The organism is Streptomyces sp. CA-106110 (genome assembly GCF_050936285.1).
Taxonomy (GTDB): Bacteria; Actinomycetota; Actinomycetes; order Streptomycetales; family Streptomycetaceae; genus Streptomyces.
Genome location: NZ_JBNJNB010000001.1, coordinates 10,730,504 through 10,747,712 on the forward strand (window position 1 = coordinate 10,730,504; position 17,209 = coordinate 10,747,712).

14 protein-coding genes and 1 pseudogene are annotated in these 17,209 nt (G+C 69.5%); 4 read left to right on the forward strand and 11 right to left on the reverse strand.

What is annotated here, in order from left to right; translation table 11 throughout:
* Positions 1 to 6: 6 nt before the first annotated feature.
* The 5 genes from ACQEXA_RS49480 to ACQEXA_RS49500 form a co-directional block, all read right to left on the reverse strand.
* Positions 7 to 2,736, reverse strand: coding sequence for an alpha-mannosidase (locus ACQEXA_RS49480; RefSeq protein WP_432923643.1), 2,730 nt, complete (start codon positions 2,734 to 2,736; stop codon positions 7 to 9).
* 58 nt (positions 2,737 to 2,794) lie between these two features.
* Positions 2,795 to 3,601, reverse strand: coding sequence for a carbohydrate ABC transporter permease (locus tag ACQEXA_RS49485; RefSeq protein WP_432938883.1), 807 nt, complete (start codon positions 3,599 to 3,601; stop codon positions 2,795 to 2,797).
* A 47-nt stretch (positions 3,602 to 3,648) separates the two neighbouring features.
* Positions 3,649 to 4,599 carry a carbohydrate ABC transporter permease gene (locus ACQEXA_RS49490; RefSeq protein ID WP_432923641.1) on the reverse strand — a complete coding sequence of 317 codons (951 nt, stop codon included), beginning with the start codon at positions 4,597 to 4,599 and terminating at the stop codon, positions 3,649 to 3,651.
* Between the two features lie 7 nt (positions 4,600 to 4,606).
* Positions 4,607 to 5,941: an ABC transporter substrate-binding protein gene (locus ACQEXA_RS49495; protein ID WP_433133149.1), complete on the reverse strand. Its 1,335-nt coding sequence runs from the start codon at positions 5,939 to 5,941 to the stop codon at positions 4,607 to 4,609.
* A 257-nt stretch (positions 5,942 to 6,198) separates the two neighbouring features.
* Complete coding sequence (locus ACQEXA_RS49500; RefSeq protein ID WP_432923637.1) at positions 6,199 to 7,206, reverse strand: LacI family DNA-binding transcriptional regulator; 1,008 nt, start codon at positions 7,204 to 7,206, stop codon at positions 6,199 to 6,201.
* 435 nt (positions 7,207 to 7,641) lie between these two features.
* On the opposite strand from ACQEXA_RS49500, the pseudogene ACQEXA_RS49505 reads away from it, so the two are divergent.
* A pseudogene (locus ACQEXA_RS49505) lies at positions 7,642 to 8,217 on the forward strand (alpha/beta fold hydrolase); the annotation flags it as partial.
* Between the two features lie 152 nt (positions 8,218 to 8,369).
* Positions 8,370 to 8,615, forward strand: a complete 246-nt coding sequence (locus ACQEXA_RS49510) for a hypothetical protein (RefSeq protein ID WP_432923635.1) — start codon at positions 8,370 to 8,372, stop codon at positions 8,613 to 8,615.
* A gap of 51 nt (positions 8,616 to 8,666) precedes the next feature.
* On the opposite strand, the gene ACQEXA_RS49515 is transcribed toward ACQEXA_RS49510, so the two are convergent.
* From ACQEXA_RS49515 to ACQEXA_RS49525, 3 genes are read right to left on the reverse strand one after another with little or no spacing between them, the layout of a single operon-like run.
* A complete protein-coding gene (locus tag ACQEXA_RS49515) occupies positions 8,667 to 10,259 on the reverse strand; it encodes a GMC family oxidoreductase N-terminal domain-containing protein (RefSeq protein ID WP_433133151.1) in 1,593 nt (530 codons plus the stop codon).
* The gene (locus ACQEXA_RS49520; protein WP_432923633.1) at positions 10,256 to 10,927 is read right to left on the reverse strand and encodes a DUF5987 family protein; all 672 of its coding nucleotides are present in this window, start codon (positions 10,925 to 10,927) and stop codon (positions 10,256 to 10,258) included. The genes ACQEXA_RS49515 and ACQEXA_RS49520 overlap by 4 nt, the downstream gene beginning before the upstream one ends.
* Positions 10,924 to 11,541, reverse strand: a complete 618-nt coding sequence (locus ACQEXA_RS49525) for a hypothetical protein (protein ID WP_433133153.1) — start codon at positions 11,539 to 11,541, stop codon at positions 10,924 to 10,926. The genes ACQEXA_RS49520 and ACQEXA_RS49525 overlap by 4 nt, the downstream gene beginning before the upstream one ends.
* Before the next feature lie 516 nt (positions 11,542 to 12,057).
* Here ACQEXA_RS49525 and ACQEXA_RS49530 point away from each other — a divergent pair.
* Complete coding sequence (locus tag ACQEXA_RS49530; RefSeq protein WP_432923629.1) at positions 12,058 to 13,224, forward strand: cysteine desulfurase family protein; 1,167 nt, start codon at positions 12,058 to 12,060, stop codon at positions 13,222 to 13,224.
* Positions 13,225 to 13,525: 301 nt separating this feature from the next.
* Here the strand turns inward: ACQEXA_RS49530 and ACQEXA_RS49535 are convergent, their stop codons facing one another.
* Both ACQEXA_RS49535 and ACQEXA_RS49540 read right to left on the reverse strand, forming a co-directional pair.
* A complete protein-coding gene (locus ACQEXA_RS49535) occupies positions 13,526 to 13,726 on the reverse strand; it encodes a hypothetical protein (RefSeq protein ID WP_432923627.1) in 201 nt (66 codons plus the stop codon).
* Positions 13,727 to 14,142: 416 nt separating this feature from the next.
* The gene (locus ACQEXA_RS49540; protein WP_433133155.1) at positions 14,143 to 15,762 is read right to left on the reverse strand and encodes an IS200/IS605 family accessory protein TnpB-related protein; all 1,620 of its coding nucleotides are present in this window, start codon (positions 15,760 to 15,762) and stop codon (positions 14,143 to 14,145) included.
* Between the two features lie 207 nt (positions 15,763 to 15,969).
* On the opposite strand from ACQEXA_RS49540, the gene ACQEXA_RS49545 reads away from it, so the two are divergent.
* Complete coding sequence (locus tag ACQEXA_RS49545) at positions 15,970 to 16,542, forward strand: hypothetical protein (RefSeq protein ID WP_433133157.1); 573 nt, start codon at positions 15,970 to 15,972, stop codon at positions 16,540 to 16,542.
* Between the two features lie 18 nt (positions 16,543 to 16,560).
* Here ACQEXA_RS49545 and ACQEXA_RS49550 read toward each other — a convergent pair whose 3' ends face one another.
* Complete coding sequence (locus tag ACQEXA_RS49550) at positions 16,561 to 17,127, reverse strand: pyridoxamine 5'-phosphate oxidase family protein (RefSeq protein ID WP_433133159.1); 567 nt, start codon at positions 17,125 to 17,127, stop codon at positions 16,561 to 16,563.
* Between the last annotated feature and the right edge of the window lie 82 nt (positions 17,128 to 17,209).

Below are 17,209 nucleotides of genomic sequence, written 5' to 3' on the forward strand. Positions count from 1 at the left end.
AGTCGGCTACCGGACCACGACCGTGCGGATCTCCCACGGGCCGAGGGCGAGTTCCAGCCCGTCCGCGACCGGCGCCGCGGAGAGTGGCCGGCCGAGCAGGTCGACCGTGGTGGCCTCCGTGAACGCGCCGGTCATGCGGACGGTCGAGCCCGTGTCGCTCAGGGCGGCGAGCCGCACCTCGGTGCCGGCGCCGTGCTCGTCGTCGGTGACGCGGCGGATGCTGGAGACGAGGACGTCCGCGCCCTCGACGCGCACACCGGTCGCATCGGCGGGCAGGTCGCCGCCGGCGGCGCCGGTGCCACGGGTGACCAGCACGTCGTTGCGGAACTCCTCGGCGAGGGCCACCGCGTTCGCGGCCTGCCAGCCGGTGGCCGAGGGGACGACGGCGAAACGGTTCTCGATGCGCACGCCGAGGTCCTGCGCGCCGGGCGCGGGGATCTCGCTCGCCGCGGGCTCGTCACGGAGGGGGTGGATGTTGACGCTGATCGAGCCGATCGCGCGGAGCAGGGTGACAGCGAGTTCGGAGCCGTCACCGACGACCTCGTACTCGGTGACGTGGTCGAGCAGGACCGTGGCGGCACCGGCCGACACGAACGTGCTCGCGGGGAAGGTCGGGATCGGGTACTCGCCCCAGCCGCCCTCCGCGGTGAGCCCCCGCTCGGTGACGGCGAACTGCCCGGCCGACGCGGACCCGGCCACCGGCTCGGGCAGCGGCAGGTGGAAGCGCAGCCGGTGGTCGGCCGACTGGTTCAGGAACGCGGTGGACACGCGGACGAACGGCTCACCCGCGCGCACCTCCACGAGGGTCTCCACCGGCGTCGGCACGGTACGGGTGCCGCGCAGGTCGCGGTCCGGGGAGAGCGCGGTGGGCCACGCGTAGACGCGGGTGACGCGCATCCGCGAACGCAGCGGGCCGTTCTCGAGGAGCTCGACGGCGACCTCGTCCGGCTCCGACACGAGCACGTCCCGCGCCGGGGGAGCGTAGTTGTAGCTGTCGCCCCGGTCACCGCCGTCGACCAGGCGGCCGACCCCGCGCAGCACCGTGCCGTCGGCCCCGGTCACGTCCAGGGTCCCGTCGGCCGCGACCGCCACGTCGACCAGGCCGTTGGTCAGCGTGCGGGCCGTCGCCGTCGCGGGCGTGAACGCCGTCGGCTGCACGGCGGCCGCCTCGTCCGGTGCGACCCGGAAGCTCGCGAGTCCGGAGGCGGGGACGTGTACGGGCACCAGCGCGGTCGCGCGCGCCTCCTCCACCGTCAGCACCCGCCACTCGCCCGGGTGCGCGGCGGCCGCCGCGGCGACCTCCCGGCGCAGGATCAGCAGGTCGAACGGTCCGCTGGTCGGCACTTCGGCCAGGTGGAAGACGAGCGATCCGGGGGTGAGCTCGTAGTGGTCGATCAGCCGGCCGAAGAGCTCGCGGCGGTGGATGCGGCGCAGTACCCGTTCGAGCTGCGAGGCGTCCATGCGCTCGTCGCTGAGCACGGTCGGGGCCTGCGACACGAGCTGCACGGGGTGCGTCGAACCGTCGGCGGCGGTCGCGACGAGCACGCTCCCCTCGGGCGGGGCGACGACATCGACCTCGACCAGCGCCGTGCGCGGGAGGGGCAGCGGGTTGGCGACCAGGTGGGCGTCGCTGGGCACCAGGGCGGCGGGCTCGCTGAGCGCCGCGTCCCGCACGGCCCGTGCCGCCTGCGAGGCCTCGGCGAGACGTGCGTCGACCTGGTCGGCGGTCTCGTCCGTGCCGGAGCCGACGACCGAGTCGTGCGCGCTCGACTCGATGATCTTGTGCCAGGCGAGCGAGAGGAACCGCGAGTCGTCGCGCCGGGACCACAGGGCGCTCAGCCGCTCGGCGTGGTCGACGATGCGCTCGGCGACGGCCATCCGCTGCTTCAGCCCGCGCCGCACGGAGATCACTCCGGGCAGGATGTTGCCGCGCACATGGCTGCGCAGCTCGCCGGTGACGACGGCCGAGACCTCGTCGCGCACGTGCTTGCGAATGTACTCGTCCAGCGTCGCGATGATGATGGGACGCTCGTCGCTGGAGGCCCGGCGCAGCCAGGCCGCCAGCTGCGGGTCGGGCGCGTTGTGGTCGGTGCCGGCCATCGCGAGCACCGGGTCGTCGCCCCACCGCTCGGCGGTCATCTCCGCGTACTCGCCGAGCGCACGCCTGATCTGGTCGGGGACCAGCAGGACGTCGAGCCCGTTGTCGTAGCCGTCGAAGAGGAACTCGGTCCGCACCTCGGAGCCGTCGGGGGCGCGCCAGCGGAAGGCGTGTCCGTCGACGGAACCGGGCACCCCGCGCCACAGCGCCGCGTGCTCGATACCGGCACGGGCCAGGATCTGCGGCATCTGCGCGACGTGGCCGAACATGTCCGGCAGATAGCCGATGGGCATCGAGCCGCCGAGCTCCGCTGCTGCGGCCCAGCCCATCTGCAGGTTGCGGACGATGGTCTCGCCGGAGCAGAGGAACTCGTCGAGCAGGATCAGCCACGGCCCGATGGCGATCCGGCCCTCGGCGACCAGGGCGGCGACGCGTTCCCGGTTCTCCGGCCGCATCTCCAGGTAGTCCTCGACCGCGGCCATCTGCCCGTCGACGGTGAACCGGAAGTCCGGGTTCGCCTCGGCCGTCTCCAGCACGGTGTCGAGAGCGGTGACGAGGCGGTGCCGGAACACCTGGAACGGCTCATACCATTCCCGGTCCCAGTGGAAGTGGGGCACGAAGACGGCGGGATTGCGCATGCGGGCGGGACCTTCTGTGCTGGCGGAGCGAGGGGTACGACGGGGGAGCGGCGCGGGGTTACTTGAGGGAGCCGGCGGCCAGTCCGGTGCGCCAGAACCGCTGGAGGAGGATGAACAGGACGATCACGGGCACGATCGAGACCAGCGAGCCGGTGATCACCGATTCCTGGAGGAGCGGTGCGCGGGCGGTCTGGCCGTTCCACTCGAACAGGCCGAGGGTGATCGGGAAGAGCGACTCCTTCTGCAGCATCACCATCGGCAGGAAGAAGTTGTTCCAGATGGCGACGAACTGGAACAGGAAGATGGTCACCAGCGAGGGCGTCATCAGCCTGAACGCGACCGAGAAGAAGGTGCGGAACTCGCCGGCGCCGTCCAGGCGTGCCGATTCGAGGATCTCCTGGGGGACGGCGGCGGAGGCGAAGATACGGGCCAGGTAGACGCCGAACGGGCTGACGATGCTCGGCAGGAACACCGCGAGGTAGGTGTTCACGAGCCCGGTCGCGGAGAACAGCAGGAACAGCGGGAGCGCGAGCGCCGTGGTGGGCACGAGGATGCCGCCGAGGATCACGGAGAACAGGAACTCGCGGCCACGGAAGGTGAACTTGGCGAGCGCGTAGCCGCACAAGGCGGAGATCAGGGTCCCGACGGCCGCGCCCACCACCGCGTAGACCACGCTGTTCAGGGCCCACCGCCCGAAGATGCCGCCGTTGCGGCTGAACAGGATGCTCAGGTTGTCGAACAGGTTGAAGTGCGAGAACGCCAGTCCGTTGGTGGAGGCGAGGTCGCCCTGTGGCTTCGTCGCCGCGACGATCAGGAAGTAGATCGGCAGCAGGAAGTAGATCGCCAGCAGGAACATCAGAGCCATGACGGCCGTCCGGCTGACGTGGCTTTCGCGGATCGGGGGCTGGTTGCTCACAGTCCGGCCCTCTTCGAGGTCAGTCGCATGAACCCGAAGCTCAAGACGAAGGTGATGACGGCGATGACCACGGAGATCGCTGCCGCCTGCTGGTAGTTGTTCCCGGAGGCCACCGCGTACGCGAGCATGTTGGGTGTGAACGTGCTCGAGATGTTCGAGGAGATCTGGCGCAGCACGGCCGGCTCGGCGTAGAGCTGCAGGGTGCCGATGATCGAGAACACCGTGGTGAGGATGATCGACGGGGCGATGATCGGGACCTTGATCTGCCAGGCGATCTTCCAGTTGCCGGCACCGTCGAGCTTGGCGGCCTCGTAGAGCTCCTGCGGGATCGACTGCAGCGCCGAGAACATGATCAGCATGTTGTAGCCGGTCCAGAGCCAGGTGGAGACGTTCGCCGCCGACCACAGCACGGCATCCGGGCCGAGGAAGTCGGGCTGAAGGCCGAGGCCTTTGAGCAGGTCGACCACGGGGCTGAGCTGCGGCGAGTAGAGGTACGACCACATGATCGCGGCGATGACGCCGGGCACGGCGTACGGCATGAACGCCGCGATGCGGAAGAACGACTTCAGCTTCAGCAGCGGGGTGTCGAGCAGCAGCGCCATGATCAGCGCGACGAACAGCATGACCGGCACCTGCACGATGCCGAACAGTCCGATGCGCCCGATACTGTTCCAGAACTCGGTGTTCTGGAACACCTGCGCATACTGATCAAAACCGCCGAAGGTCGTGTACGACGTGCCGTACTGACCGCCGGTGCGCCGCACGACGAGCAGGCTCTGCCAGATCGCGTAGCCGATCGGCACGAGGTAGAACAGCACGAACGGGAGGAAGAACGGGATCAGGAACGCGGCGATGGTGCCTGCCCGGGGGCCGCCGCCGATACGACGGCGACGGCCCTCGGTGGTCGCAGTCACCACACGTGTCGCGCGGGTTGCGATGTCGGTCATGCTGCGGTCACTTGCCTGCCGTGGCCGGGATCGCCTGATCCTTCATCGACTTCAGCGCGGCTTCCTGGGCGGCCGAGAGCGCGTCGCCGGCGGTGCCCTTGCCAGCCGCCGCCTTGGCCATCGCGTCCTGGAGCGCCAGGTTCACCGTCTTCTGGGTGGGGCCCCAGCTGAAGCTGGTGTCGATGTTCTTGGACGAGTCGGCGAAGACGTCGAAGATCTTCTCGTTGTTGTAGTACGGGACGCCCTGTGACAGTGCCGGGAGCTTCAGACCGTCGTTGGCCGCCGGGTAGAGGCCGCCCAGCTTGTTCTCAAGGGCGAGGGCCTCAGGGTCGGTGTTCAGCCACTCGTTGAACTTGACCGACTCGTACAGGTGCTTGTTGCCCTTCATGAACGCCACGGTGGAGCCGCCCCAGTCGCCGGACGAGGTACTCGAACCCCAGGTCGGCATCGGGACGATCGACCACTTGCCGGCCTGCTTCGGCAGGTTGTCGCGGAACATGCTGTAGCCCCAGGCCGCGCCGACGTAGGTGGCGATCTGGTTCTTCTGGTACGCGGCGTACATCTGGGTCGAACCGTGGGCGAGGTCGGTGCGGACGAGCTTGGCGTCGATCAGCTTCTGCCAGTAGTCGGCGACCTGCTTGCTCTGGTCGGACGTGACGGTCACGTGCCACTTGTCGCCGGAGTAGCTGTACATCTCGGCGTTGTTCTGCCAGAGGAGTCCGTTGAACCACTCGGCGTTGTTCGGGTCGAAGAACGTCATGCTGAGGTTGGGGTCCGCGGCGTGCAGCTTCTTCGCGTCCGCTGCGTAGTCGTCCCAGGTCTTCGGGATCGTGAGGCCGTGCTGCTTAAAGATGTCGCTGCGCACGTAGAGGGCCATCGGACCGGTGTCCTGCGGGAAGGCGAACACGCCGGTGCCGCCGAAACTGGTCTGCGACCAGGTCCAGGGCACGAACTTCGACTTGGCGCCGGTGGCCGCGGAGCAGGCCGAGACGTCCACGAAGGCGTCCTGGGTGCGCAGGTTGGGGAGCTCGTCGTAACCGACCTGGGCGAGGTCGGGCGCCTTGTCCGCCTTGAGGGCGTTGCCGATCGTGCCGTACTGGTCGTTGGAGATGTTCTTCGTCTCGACCTGGATGTTCGGGTTCTTCTTGTTCCACAGGGCGACGACCTGGTCCATGCCCGGAACGGTGTTCCAGTACTGAAGGGTGACTTTGCCCTTCGAGGGCTCACACGAGGACGCGGATGCGTTACCCGAAGGAGCGGGCGACGAGCACCCGGCGAGTACGGCTATACCTGCTGCCGCGGCGGCGACGGCGAGGCGGGTGCGCGTGACTGTGTTGCTCATAGTTTCCGTTCCAGAGAACGACTAGCGACGACGCTAGACGGGTCGACGTTGACACCTCAGGCGGGATGCCTTCTGGTTGGAAGGGACAAAACGCCACCGTGTCGGTAGTGCCGAACGCCGTGGCGGGATTGGCAACCATGGATTCCGTTGCCGTGAGCGTTCACGTGAACGTTCACGGCGAGCTGGAATCGCTCGGAAGTGTGCGCTCCGGTGCGGTCGAGTGTCAAGACTTTCGTGTCGCGCACAAATCCGGCAGATTACGCGGATCCCCTCAGTCGCAGCTCGGCCCGGACGACGAGGTCGTCGGCGTCGAGCGCGTTCGCCCCGGTCAGCAGCCGTGCGACCTGCTCGATGGCGAGCGCGCCGAGCTTGCGTGTGTCGAGGGCGACGCTGGAGAGCGGGGGCTCGACCACCGCGCCGAGCTGCAGGCCGTCGAAGCCGATCACGGCCAGGTCCTGGGGGACGCTCCTGCCGAGCCGGCGTGCCTCGCGCAGGGCGCCGATCGCGATGATGTCGTTGAAGGTCAGGACCGCGGTCACGTCCGGATGGGCGGTGAGCAGGGCATCGAGCGCCGCTCCGCCGCCGTCGGCCGACTGGTGGGCGCCGACCACCATGCTCGAGTCGATGCCGTGCGCCGCGGCGGCCGAGGTGAACCACTCGCGTCGAAGGCTCGGCTCGGCGCGGCCGTCATGGTCGAGCATGCCTATCCTCGTGTGGCCCTGCGCGATCAGGTGCGCGACCGCGGCGTGGACACCGTCCTCACCGTCGATCCGGATCGAACTGAACCGCGCGGTGCGGTGCTCACGGCCGATGAGCACCACCGGCATGCCCCGGGTGAACAGCTCGACCTCGTCCTCGGGGCAGCTGAAATAGCCGACGACCGCATCCACTTGCGAGCTGATCACCTGGAGTGTGCCGAGCTCCTCCTCGGCCCGGTCGGCGGTGTCGTAGACGACGACGTGCCAGCCACGGGCCCGGGCGGCCTCCAGCGCGGCCGCGGCGACCTCGGTGAAGAACGGGTTGAGCAGGTCGGGAATGACCAGCCCGATCGTGGTGGTGTCCTGCCGGACCAGGCCCCGGGCGAACCGGCTCGGCCGGTAGCCGAGCGCACGGGCGGCGTCGAGGACGCGCTGCTTGGTGGAGTCGTCGATCTCGTCCTTGTCGTTGAGTGCCCGCGACACGGTCTGCCGTGAGACCCCGGCGGACCGGGCGACGTCATGGATCGTGACTTTCCGGGGCTCTGTCCCCGACACCGAAGACGACACCGTCGCCCACCTCCCGCTGTTCGCGGCCACCGATGCGTCCGCAGGGCCCGAGTATGCCTGTGCCGGACGCGGCTGCGCGATATCGGGTCTTCTTGCTTCCCCCGTGCACGGGTCCCGCGGACCGGTCGAGCCTCCGCGTTCCGCCTGGCCGGCGTCGCGGCAGGTGGTCGGCATGCTGCCGTCGTCGGGTCGGACGTTTTCGCGCTGCACCGAGTGCCGCGGTTCCGGCGTACACAGGGGTTCGACGTGGGACACAGCGGGTGATAAACAGAGAAGCAGTGCGTACGCAACAGCCTTTATTCATCGATGGCTTCGTTGTGTTTCTTGAAGCGTCTTTCTCGCTCTCTTGATCGACTATTTTCCTGCCGACATCCGGGACGAATTCTCGAGGCCGAGGCATCCCCGTACGAGCGACGGTAATAGTCAACAGAATTTCTGCCAGAGGACGAGTGTCTTCTCACGTCCAAAGTTACCGTCGGCGAGCAGAACGGCCACCCCACCGAGATCTATTTCGAGGATCACGGCGCGGACCGCCCGTCATCCTCATCCACGGGTACCCGCTCAACGCACACACTCCTGGGAGAAGCAGGAGCGCGTCCTGCTCGAGGCGGGCTACCGCGTCATCACCTACGCCCGCCGCGGCGTCGGCCGGTCCAGCCAGCCCACGGTCGGCTACGACCACGACACCTTCGCCGCCGACCTGAACACCCTGCTCGACCACCCGGACCTGACGGACCTCAGCCTCGTGGGATTCTCCATGGGCACGGGGGAGGTCACCCGCTATCTGGGGACGTACGGCTCAAGGCGCGTCAGCAAGGCGGTATTGATGGGCGCCATCCTGCCCTTCCTGCTCAAGACGGACGACAATCCCGAGGGCGTCGATCAATCCGTCTTCGACGGTATCAAGCAGGCCGTGGTGGCCGACCGTCCCGCCTATTTCAAGGACTTCTGGACAACTTCTACAACGTCGACGTGCTCGGTGGCTCGCGCATCAGTGAACAGGCGTGGAACAGCTTCAATTCGTCACCGTGGAGGTGGACCCCACAACGTCGCATGGACCCGCTCCGACATCGTCAACTGGGCGCTCGTGGAGTTCCTCGCCTCCTGACCCGGCCGGCGCCGGAAGAAACGACCGCGCGGCATGCGGACGAGGTGCCGCCACGGTGAAGATCACTGGCCGTGCGGTGAGCAGCCCCGGTCCGGCGAGGGGGCTCGGCAGTCCCGGCTCCGTCCGTTGCCCATCGGGCACCGAGCGCCCGGCGAGCAAGGCGACGCCGCGGGCCGATCACCTCGCGGGCGTGCTGCACCGCACCGGCTTCAGCGGGCGGCCCGGCCCGCCGCCGGCTGCCGCGGCCGAGATGCACCCCACGGACCAGGGCGCGGACCGTGGCGGAGGGCCCACCCCGTGACGTCGGCCCGGCCGACCGGACCGACGGCACGACCACTGTGCGGGTGCCCGGTCATGGCGCGGGCGGTGGTGCGCCGTACCCGACCGGCACGCCCGCCTCCGCCGCGCGTCGGGCGATGACGGGGGAGGCGCGTTCGGCGAGGGCGGCGATGGTGAGGGAGGGGTTGACGGTCAGGGAGGTGGGGACGGCGGAGCCGTCGGTGACGAACAGGCCCGGGTGGCCGCGCAGTTCGTTGGTGTCGTCGAGGGCGCTGGTGGCGGGGTTGTCGCCCATGCGGGCGGAGCTGATGGGGTGGGCGGTCACACTTCCTGCCACGTCTTCGCTCCAGGGGCGGACCGTGGCCAGTCCGTCCTTCTCGAGGATGCCGCGCAGGGCTGTGTCGGCCTGCTGCCAGGCGTCGCGGGTGCGGGTGGTGGGACGGTAGGTCATCGTGCCCAGTCCCAGTCCGGGTGCCAGCCGGGTGAAGCTGCCGGTGAGGGGTGGCACGGAACTGAAAGTGCCTTCGTTGTCGTCCTCGGTCATCGCGAGGAGGGTGAGCCAGGACTTCCAGCGGGAGCGCAGGTCACGGGCGGGGATGCCGAACCAGTTCGGCGGGTCGGCGGCCTGGGCGAGGATGTTGGTGACCGGCGGGAAGTAGATCTGCTGGAGCATGAAGCGGCTGTACTCGGGTGCCGCTGCGTCCAGGTAGTCGTACGCCGCCGCCGTGATGGGGCGGCCGATCGGCAGTCCCTCGTACGGAACGCCGTCCGGGCGGGACAGCCCCAGCAGCGAACGCACCTTGTTCTCGTCCACGTCGGCGACGCTGACGCGATCGCCGTTCCCGGAGAAGTACCGTCCCACCGCGCCCGGGACTCCGCCCAGCAGCAGTGCGGAGCGCTGCAGGATGACGGGGGTGCCGACCGCCCCGGCGGCCAGGACGGCCACCTTGGTGTGGATGGTGCCCACCTCGAGAGTGCACGTGTAGTCGTCGGGGTCGAGAACCGTGTACGTGACGGCGTATCGATAGCCGGACAGGGGCGACGGGGCGATGGTCTGGACCTCGTGCAGGGGCTTGATGGTCGTGCCGTGCGCCTCGGCGGCGGGCAGGTAGTTGAGCAGCATGGAGCGTTTGGCGTCGAAACGGCAGCCGGAGAGCATCCAGTTGCAGTTCGTGCACTGTTGCGTGTCCACGGCCACGGGCACGGGATTGCAGGTGTGGCCGGCCCGTTGGCAGGCGGCCGCCAGCACACCACCGGCGTAGGAGACGTCCGGCCAGCCGGTGCGGGTGACCGGAAGCGCCTGCTCCACGCGGTCGTACCAGGGGTCGAGCGCGGCTCGGGTGAGCGAGGCGGGCCAGATCCGCCGGCCCAGGCTGCCGCGCCGTTCGAAGATGTAGGCAGGGGCGCGCAGGGACGCGGCGAAGTAGACCACGCTGCCCCCACCGACGCAGTTACCGGCGACCACGGCGATGCCCTCGCCGCGGACGACGTCGACGATCCGGTTGTACGTGCCCAGCCGCAGCGAGTGGGCGAAGTCGGATGCGGCCAGACGCGGGCCGCGTTCGAGGACGGTGACACGGGCGCCCGCGGCGGCGAGATAGTACGCGGGGATCGCGCCGCCGAATCCGCTGCCGATGACGAGGACGTCGGTGGTCTGGGCGCTCATGCCGGGCTCCCCGAGGCGGTGGTGGCGGGGTGCAGGGCGGCCAGGGCCCTGCCGTAGGAGTAGTCGGCAAAGCGCCAGAGGCCGTCGGCGCCGGACGGGGGGAAGCCCAGCCAGGTCAGCCCGGGGTGGTGTGTGTCCACCGCCTCGCGGGTGTCGAGGTGGGCGGCGGTGTCGAAGGCGAGGCCCGTCAGCAGGCTGAGCATCTGCCAGACGACGCGGTCCGGTTCGTCGGAGCCGAACAGGCCCCGGACGAGCGCGGTGCGGTGGCGGAAGGACAGGCCGACGAAGGCAGGGACGGTGATCGGCAGCAGGATCAGATGAGTGGTGGCGTAGGCGACCGCCCGGGCGTTCAGCAAGGTGGCGATCTCGGGCAGCAGGGGGGCGAGGGGCAGTTCGGGGGAGGTGAGTGTCTGGATCACACCGGCCTGCACGGCGCCGGGGCCGGTGACGGCGCCCGCTACGGCCAGGTCACCGGCGAACCGGCGTTCGCCGGGGATCACAGTGTCTGCGAACGCCTCCATCGTCTGCACCGTCCACCCCGAGGCCTCGGCGTCGGCGGTCATTGTCCCGGCCGCGGCGGCCGGGAGCCGACCGGCGGAGAGGGCGGTGGCGGTCGCCGCGAGGGCCTTGAGGAGAGTCCTCCGGTTCGGCGGATGCACTGTGCTCACCCGGCCAGAGAACAGCGCAGATCGAAGGGCAGGGTGACGGTCAGTCCGCTCTCGCCCGCGTCCCGGCCGTAGTCCTCCAGCACGGCAGCCAACTCCGGGAAGGCGGGTCGCAGCGCTGCGACGGCGTCGCCGATGCCGACGCTGGTGCCGTGGACGCGGAAGTTGGTCAGGCGAGCGCCGGCCCGCTGCCCGGTCTTGTCCCACCAGTACTGGCCGTCCCAGGTCACCCAGGGGGTCGCGCCGGTGGTCGTCTGCACGCTCCAGTGGTCTTTCTGGTAGTAGCGGCACGTCACCATCGCGAGGGCGAAGCGTGAGGGTTCGGCGACCAGAAAGCGCAGGGCGCCGCCGTTGTCGAAGGTGATGTCACGCTTGCTGTACTCCACGCAGAGCGGATCGCGGAACATCAGCCACCACGGCGGGATCTCGCCCTCGCCGAAGCGGTGCCACTCACAGCCGGCGGCGAACGCGGGCTCGGTGAACGGCGCGACGGACGAGGTCGTGGTCAGGCTTCGGGCCGTGGCACTGGTGTCTGCGGCTCCCGTGCGCGGCGCGGCCGAAGCGGTCCCCGGTACGAGGGCTGCGGCACACACCCCGAGCGCGATTGCCAGGGGCATGACAGATCTACGGAATCGATGCGAACCGGACAACATGATTGCCTTCCTCGACGAGCGATCGGCCCGGCGGCGGGGCGCGGTCGCTTGGGGGCGGGTGGCGGTCTTCGAGCGGCGTACGGACACACGGACATCGCTCACGCGTGCGGGCATGGCCGTGAGCCGGCGCCGGGCCGTGGGGCGGTCCGGCACACCCCACAGAGTGGAGCATGACTACCAGTCAGTAAAGACCTGGGTCAGTGACTCATCCACTGAGCCAGCGAACTGGGGCCGATGGAGGGGGAGTAGGGGTGCCGGGCCGATCGATGGCGGCTGCCGAGGCGGCGGGGAAGGGCTGGAAGGACCGGTGCGTATGGGGCGCGGTGCGCTGGAGGTCGTGGGATCTCAGGCCTGGCGGTTCTGGGGCCGGATCCCGGTGGTCCGGCAGTGCCCCGGCGCGTCGCCGCGTCATCCGCCCGAACGGCGGCATGCTCGACAGGGGGTGCCGTGCCCTCCACTTGAGACTGCCGGAGCGATGGAATGACGCATACTCTGCCGAAGCATCCGGGTCTGGCCGACGGGCTGGTCTACCTCGACTACAACGCCACCACCCCGGTGGACCCGCGAGTCGTGGAGGCGATGTCGCCCTACCTGTCCGCCTTTTTCGGGAACCCGTCCAGTAGTCACCCCTTCGGTGTCGAGCCGCGCGCCGCTCTCGCTGTCGCCCGCGCTCAGGTCGCCGGTCTGATCGGTGCCGGCCCTGAGGAGATCGTTTTCACGGGTTCCGGTTCCGAGGCCGATCTGCTCGCCCTGCGGGGTGCTGTCCTCGCCTCGAGCCGGCGCCACCCGCATGTGATCACTCAGGCGACCGAGCACCCGGCCGTGCTCGCCACGTGCCGCGTTCTGCAGCGCCTGCATCGGATCCGGGTGACGGTGCTGCCCGTGGACGGCACCGGTCTGGTCGAACCGGACGCGCTGAGCGAGGCCATGGACGAGGACACCGTGCTCGTGTCGGTGATGGCCGCCAACAACGAGACAGGCGCTCTTCAGCCCATCGCCGAACTCGCCGCCCGCGCCCGCGAGTACGGCGCGCTCTTCCACTGCGACGCCGCTCAGGCCGCCGGAAAGATCCCCCTTGACGTCGAAGCCCTCGGCGTGGACCTCCTCACCGTCGTCGGCCACAAGATGTACGCGCCCAAGGGAATCGCCGCCCTCTACGTACGCGACGGCGTCCGGCTGGAGCCCGTCGTCTACGGCGGCGGCCAGGAACGCGGGCTGCGCGCCGGCACCGAGAACGTCGCGCTCGCGGTCGCCCTGGGCGCGGCCGCTCGACTGTGCGAAGACGAACTCGCCGACGACGGCCCGGAACGTGTTCAGTCCCTGCGCGACGACTTGCACCGGAGACTCGAGGGCTGCCTGCCCGATCGGGTCCGCCTCAACGGGCCGGAGAAGGAACGGCTGCCGAACACCCTGAATGTGAGCATCGACGGCGCCGTCGGACCCGAACTCCTCGCCGCAGCGCCCCATATCGCGGCCTCCACCGGATCTGCGTGCCACAGCGGCAGCAGCGCGCCCTCGCCCGTCCTGTCCGCGATGGGCATCGACACCTCACGGGCCATGGGCGCGCTACGGCTGTCACTGGGCCGCTGGAGCACGCCGGACGATGTCGTCTCAGCCGCGCTGGCGCTCACCGCCGTCGCCCCCTGACGGCCCCGCCAGCGTCGCACGCAACCGGTGACCGCCCCACGGGACGCACCCGCCAGGGGCGGAGTCCACCGTGCGGTGACGGCGGCGCCCGCCACGTCGCCCTCGAAACCCTGAACCAGGCGCGCCTCGACCGAGGTTCGGGAAAGAGCCGCCGTACCTCGGTGACGGGGCTACGCCAGTCGACTGCACTCAAGCGCTCCTCGGCGAGACGCACACGCACACCCATCCGCGGTCACAAGTACGGCCGCCGGGACGCCAGTCGGCGCGCACGCCGTCCGTTCGCCGTGTCAGGCTCCCGGACTCAGGGCGCCTCCGGGTAGCGCGCCCGGCCATTGGGCAGCTCGCCCGAGGTGGACTCCTCCAGCAGCGCGGTGTACTTGCGCGAGAGCTCCTCGTACTGCGCCTCGTTGCCGTCCACCCGGCGCTTGCGCCGGGTGAGGATGTACAGAGCGGCGGGCCCGGTTATCATCGAGACGACCGGGATCAGCGCCCACCACGGCATGGATCCTCCCCCCTGGGTCGGTGTTCCAGGGAGCCTAGCTGCGCTCCCGTCGCAGGGTACGCCCTCGCGGTCGGCTCGCCAACGTCGCACACCGTCAAGCACACGCACTTCAGAAGTTACTTGTGGTTACCATACGAACCGCTGGACGGGCGCCGTCAGTGGCTTCTAAGTTGCCCTCCTGGAAGATGAGTTGCCCACAACCACAACCCCCTGTGGGCAGTGCACCTTCCGGCAGGTCCGTTGTTGCACCACACCACCGTGCGATGAGAGACCGTGGAAAAGACCACTTCCCCCAAGCTCATTGGCCCCCTTCCCGATCAACTCACCGTCGCACCGTCCCCCGGCCGCCCCAGTTCCTGGTGCTCGGTCTGCTGGCCATCACCGACGGCCGCGAGACCGTCGTACTGCAACCGTTCCTAGGGACTGAGCTTGAGTTGCACGGGCTCAGTCGGACGCTCCGAACGGTGTTGGGCGTCCTGGTCTCCCGCGTTCGCGCCGCGTCTGGTCCCAGTGGATCGTGTCCGTGGTCCAAGGATGCGGGGGCGGGTTTCCTCACGCCCGCGGGTGCCGTGTCCGGCCTGGGCGGTCCGATGCCCCGCACGATCGCTCTGGTGGTGTGGGGGCGGTGTCGTCCGTCGCCGGATGCGGTGCCCGAGGGCGCGCCTGCCGATCGCGATGCTCGCGGCATCGTGACGGGTGGTCTTCCTGGTCGTGTGGGTGAGGGGTTTTTGCCAGTGCTGGGCGCCCCATCTGCTGGTGTAGGCAGGGTCGCCGGCGATGATGGTGATGCCGAGTTCGGCTGCCATGCTGACGAGCCGGGCCCGCAGCTTGGATACGGGCATGCCGGAGATCACCTGCCTGAACCGCTTCCGGTGCCCGTGTTTCTCCCGGGTTTTCTCCGTGCTGAAGTCGAGGTCTTCGATCGCGATCGACAGGCCGTGGCGTTGGGCCCAGTGCAGGAGCCGGATCAGTGCATGCCGTACCTGGGCGTCACGATGCATCGCGGTGCCGGACAGGTCGTAGGAGAACCGGCGCGGCTCGCCGCAAGGATTGCCGTGGGCATCGAGCCGCCACGCAGCCAGATGGTCGGCGTTCGTGTCGACACTGATGAGGCCGCCTGTGCGGGCGTGGGACAGGGGAACGGTCTTGACCGGCGGGATGGTCCAGGAGGCGGTGAGGTACCAGCGGGAGCGGCCTGTGTCGTAGTGGATGCGGTAGGCCACGGACTTGTTCGTGGTGATGCGGTCGGCCCACTCCTCGCCGCGATGGTGGAAGAGGACAGCGCCGGTGAACGTATACTGGCCATGCGGGGCGTTGGCCAGGTGGGCGAGCGGCGCAGGCAGTTTCAGCGACACTTCGCCCTCAGGCGTGACTCGGATCGTCTCGTTGTCGAACCGCTTGCCCGATTCCCCGTCCGCCTGCAGGAACCAGCGCGATGCTTCCCACCGTTGCCGCCACTGGGCCTGCGTGAGCTGGGCGGCGTGCAGGTGGTGCCGCATGCGCGCGAGCCGCTTCCCGCCGCGCACGATGCGGACCCGGCCGACGGCGTGGTCGGCCTGTTCGGCACTCAGCCGGTCGTGAAGGACCTGCAGGCGTCGGGTCTTGGCGAACCACTCGCGTGCGCTGCGGTAGCCGCCTGGCGCTCGCCCCTTCGCCTTCTCGCCGATCGGGAGGGACAGGCGGTGCGCGATCGTCCGCACGCCCGCCTGAAGGCTGTGAATGTGCGCGAGTTGGGCACGCCGCGCAAGCGCCCACTGATCATGCGTGGCCTTGGTGATGCTCCCGGCCCAGCGCGACGAAGACTCCTTGGTCAGGGCTCGCTTGCGCTTGGCCCACGTATCCGTGCAGTGCTCCAGGCCCTCAGCGCACCGGCATTTGAGGTCTCTTGAGGCCAGCGAGCCAAGGTGCGCGCCCACCAGGCGCAACACCTGCTCGTCGGCGGCGCTCAGGTGTTTTAGGCGGGTGCGGATCGCTACGCCGGACGGGCCGACGGCCACGAAGGGGGCAGCGATCGTGCGCAGCGACTCATCACGCATCGATGTACTCCCTCCCCAACGCTTGATCGGCAGCAGGAAGAACGGTACCGGCCGACACTGACAGTGCCCGTCATGCGACGTGTGCGTGCTGCAATACCACGAACCAGTACATGCTCATGCCCACTCACGCACGCTCCTGCACATCTGAAAACGAACAGTTCCCAACCCTCCTCGCTGCGCACCGGGGACGGCGGACACACCGGGAGCGTGATCGCCACCCACGCCGAACTGCACGTCAGGGCCCGTGCCTTCTCCGAAGCCGCCCTCGACCGCGCTGCCGCCGCCGTGGAGCGAGTGGTGCGTGCCGAGGCCGCCGCCGCTGCACTCCCGCCCCAGGTCACGGTCACCCTGCTCTCGCGCTCCGGCGTCACCCTTCCCGATCCGGACGTCACCGCCGCCGTCCGTAGTGCCCACCGGGCGCAGTTCGGTGCCGCCCGTGTCACCGGCTGGCCGGGCTCGCCCGCCACCGAGGACTTCCCGCTCCTCACGGGTTCCGGCGCTCACCTTCACGGCAGGCCCGGTATCCGGGGCGCCTACTGGATGCTCGGCGCGACCGGCCCGGCCCAGTGGGCGGCCGCAACAGGCTCGGGCGCCGCCGTAAAGCTGGGTTTTCTGCCCGCCAACCACTCGCCCCGCTTCCTGCCCAGCGTTCGCCTGACCTTGGAGACCGGAACGGCCGCGCTGGTGACGGCAGCGCTGGCGCGGCTGGGGACCCCCGACGCGACGCACGGGGAGCCGGCCCCAGCCGAACGTCGGACACGGGGCACCCAAGCGCACTGAGCGCGTGCCTCGGCGGAATCAGGTGAAGCGCCAGCGGGTCTGGGTGAACCCGGCGTCCCTGCCGAATCCGAAGACGGTACGAGGCGCCACCGCGAAGACCAGGGCCCGACCCGCGTCCGTGCTCTCCTCGGTCGGCGGCGGGGCGGCCGTTGTCTTCGCGGTGCTGAACGCCCCGTCCTGTACCTCGAAGTGCCAGTTCGGACCGTACTTCGCCTCCCACGCCGCCGCGAGTTCGACCAGCCGTTTCTCGTCGGTGACCGGAACCGCCTTGCCCTCGACCACCACGTCGCAGCCCTCGCCGTAGGCGTTGGTGCCGGTGGTGAGGACGACCTGGGGGTTGGCGGCGAGGTTCATCCCCTTGCGTTCCCGTTCACCGGTGGCGAAGTGGAGCGCCCCGTCCAGCCACACGGCGATCAGCTGTGTGACATGGGGGCGGCCCTCTGGACGGACCGTGGACAGCCAGAAGATCTCGGCTTCCTTGAGGCGGGATGCGGCCTCGGCCCAGGACTTGGCGGTGGCGCCGGGGGAGCTGTAGCGCGCGTCCAGATCGGTGTGTGGTTCCTGCGCCCGCGGTTGTGCCGGCATGACGGGCCCCTCTCGGCCTCGGACCTTCACATGGTCTCCCTGAAGGGGAGACTCCGCCCGCCCGCCGGGCTCATCGCCATCC

What these genes read in the sequence shown, in the direction of transcription:
- ACQEXA_RS49480 (WP_432923643.1), bottom strand. Translation starts at nt 2,736, where the DNA reads ATGCGCAATCCCGCCGTCTTCGTGCCCCACTTCCACTGGGACCGGGAA.
- ACQEXA_RS49485 (WP_432938883.1), bottom strand. Translation starts at nt 3,601, where the DNA reads ATGGCTCTGATGTTCCTGCTGGCGATCTACTTCCTGCTGCCGATCTAC.
- ACQEXA_RS49490 (WP_432923641.1), bottom strand. Translation starts at nt 4,599, where the DNA reads ATGACCGACATCGCAACCCGCGCGACACGTGTGGTGACTGCGACCACC.
- ACQEXA_RS49495 (WP_433133149.1), bottom strand. Translation starts at nt 5,941, where the DNA reads ATGAGCAACACAGTCACGCGCACCCGCCTCGCCGTCGCCGCCGCGGCA.
- ACQEXA_RS49515 (WP_433133151.1), bottom strand. Translation starts at nt 10,259, where the DNA reads ATGAGCGCCCAGACCACCGACGTCCTCGTCATCGGCAGCGGATTCGGC.
- ACQEXA_RS49525 (WP_433133153.1), bottom strand. Translation starts at nt 11,541, where the DNA reads ATGCCCCTGGCAATCGCGCTCGGGGTGTGTGCCGCAGCCCTCGTACCG.
- ACQEXA_RS49530 (WP_432923629.1), top strand. Translation starts at nt 12,058, where the DNA reads ATGACGCATACTCTGCCGAAGCATCCGGGTCTGGCCGACGGGCTGGTC.
- ACQEXA_RS49535 (WP_432923627.1), bottom strand. Translation starts at nt 13,726, where the DNA reads ATGCCGTGGTGGGCGCTGATCCCGGTCGTCTCGATGATAACCGGGCCC.
- ACQEXA_RS49540 (WP_433133155.1), bottom strand. Translation starts at nt 15,762, where the DNA reads ATGCGTGATGAGTCGCTGCGCACGATCGCTGCCCCCTTCGTGGCCGTC.
- ACQEXA_RS49550 (WP_433133159.1), bottom strand. Translation starts at nt 17,127, where the DNA reads ATGCCGGCACAACCGCGGGCGCAGGAACCACACACCGATCTGGACGCG.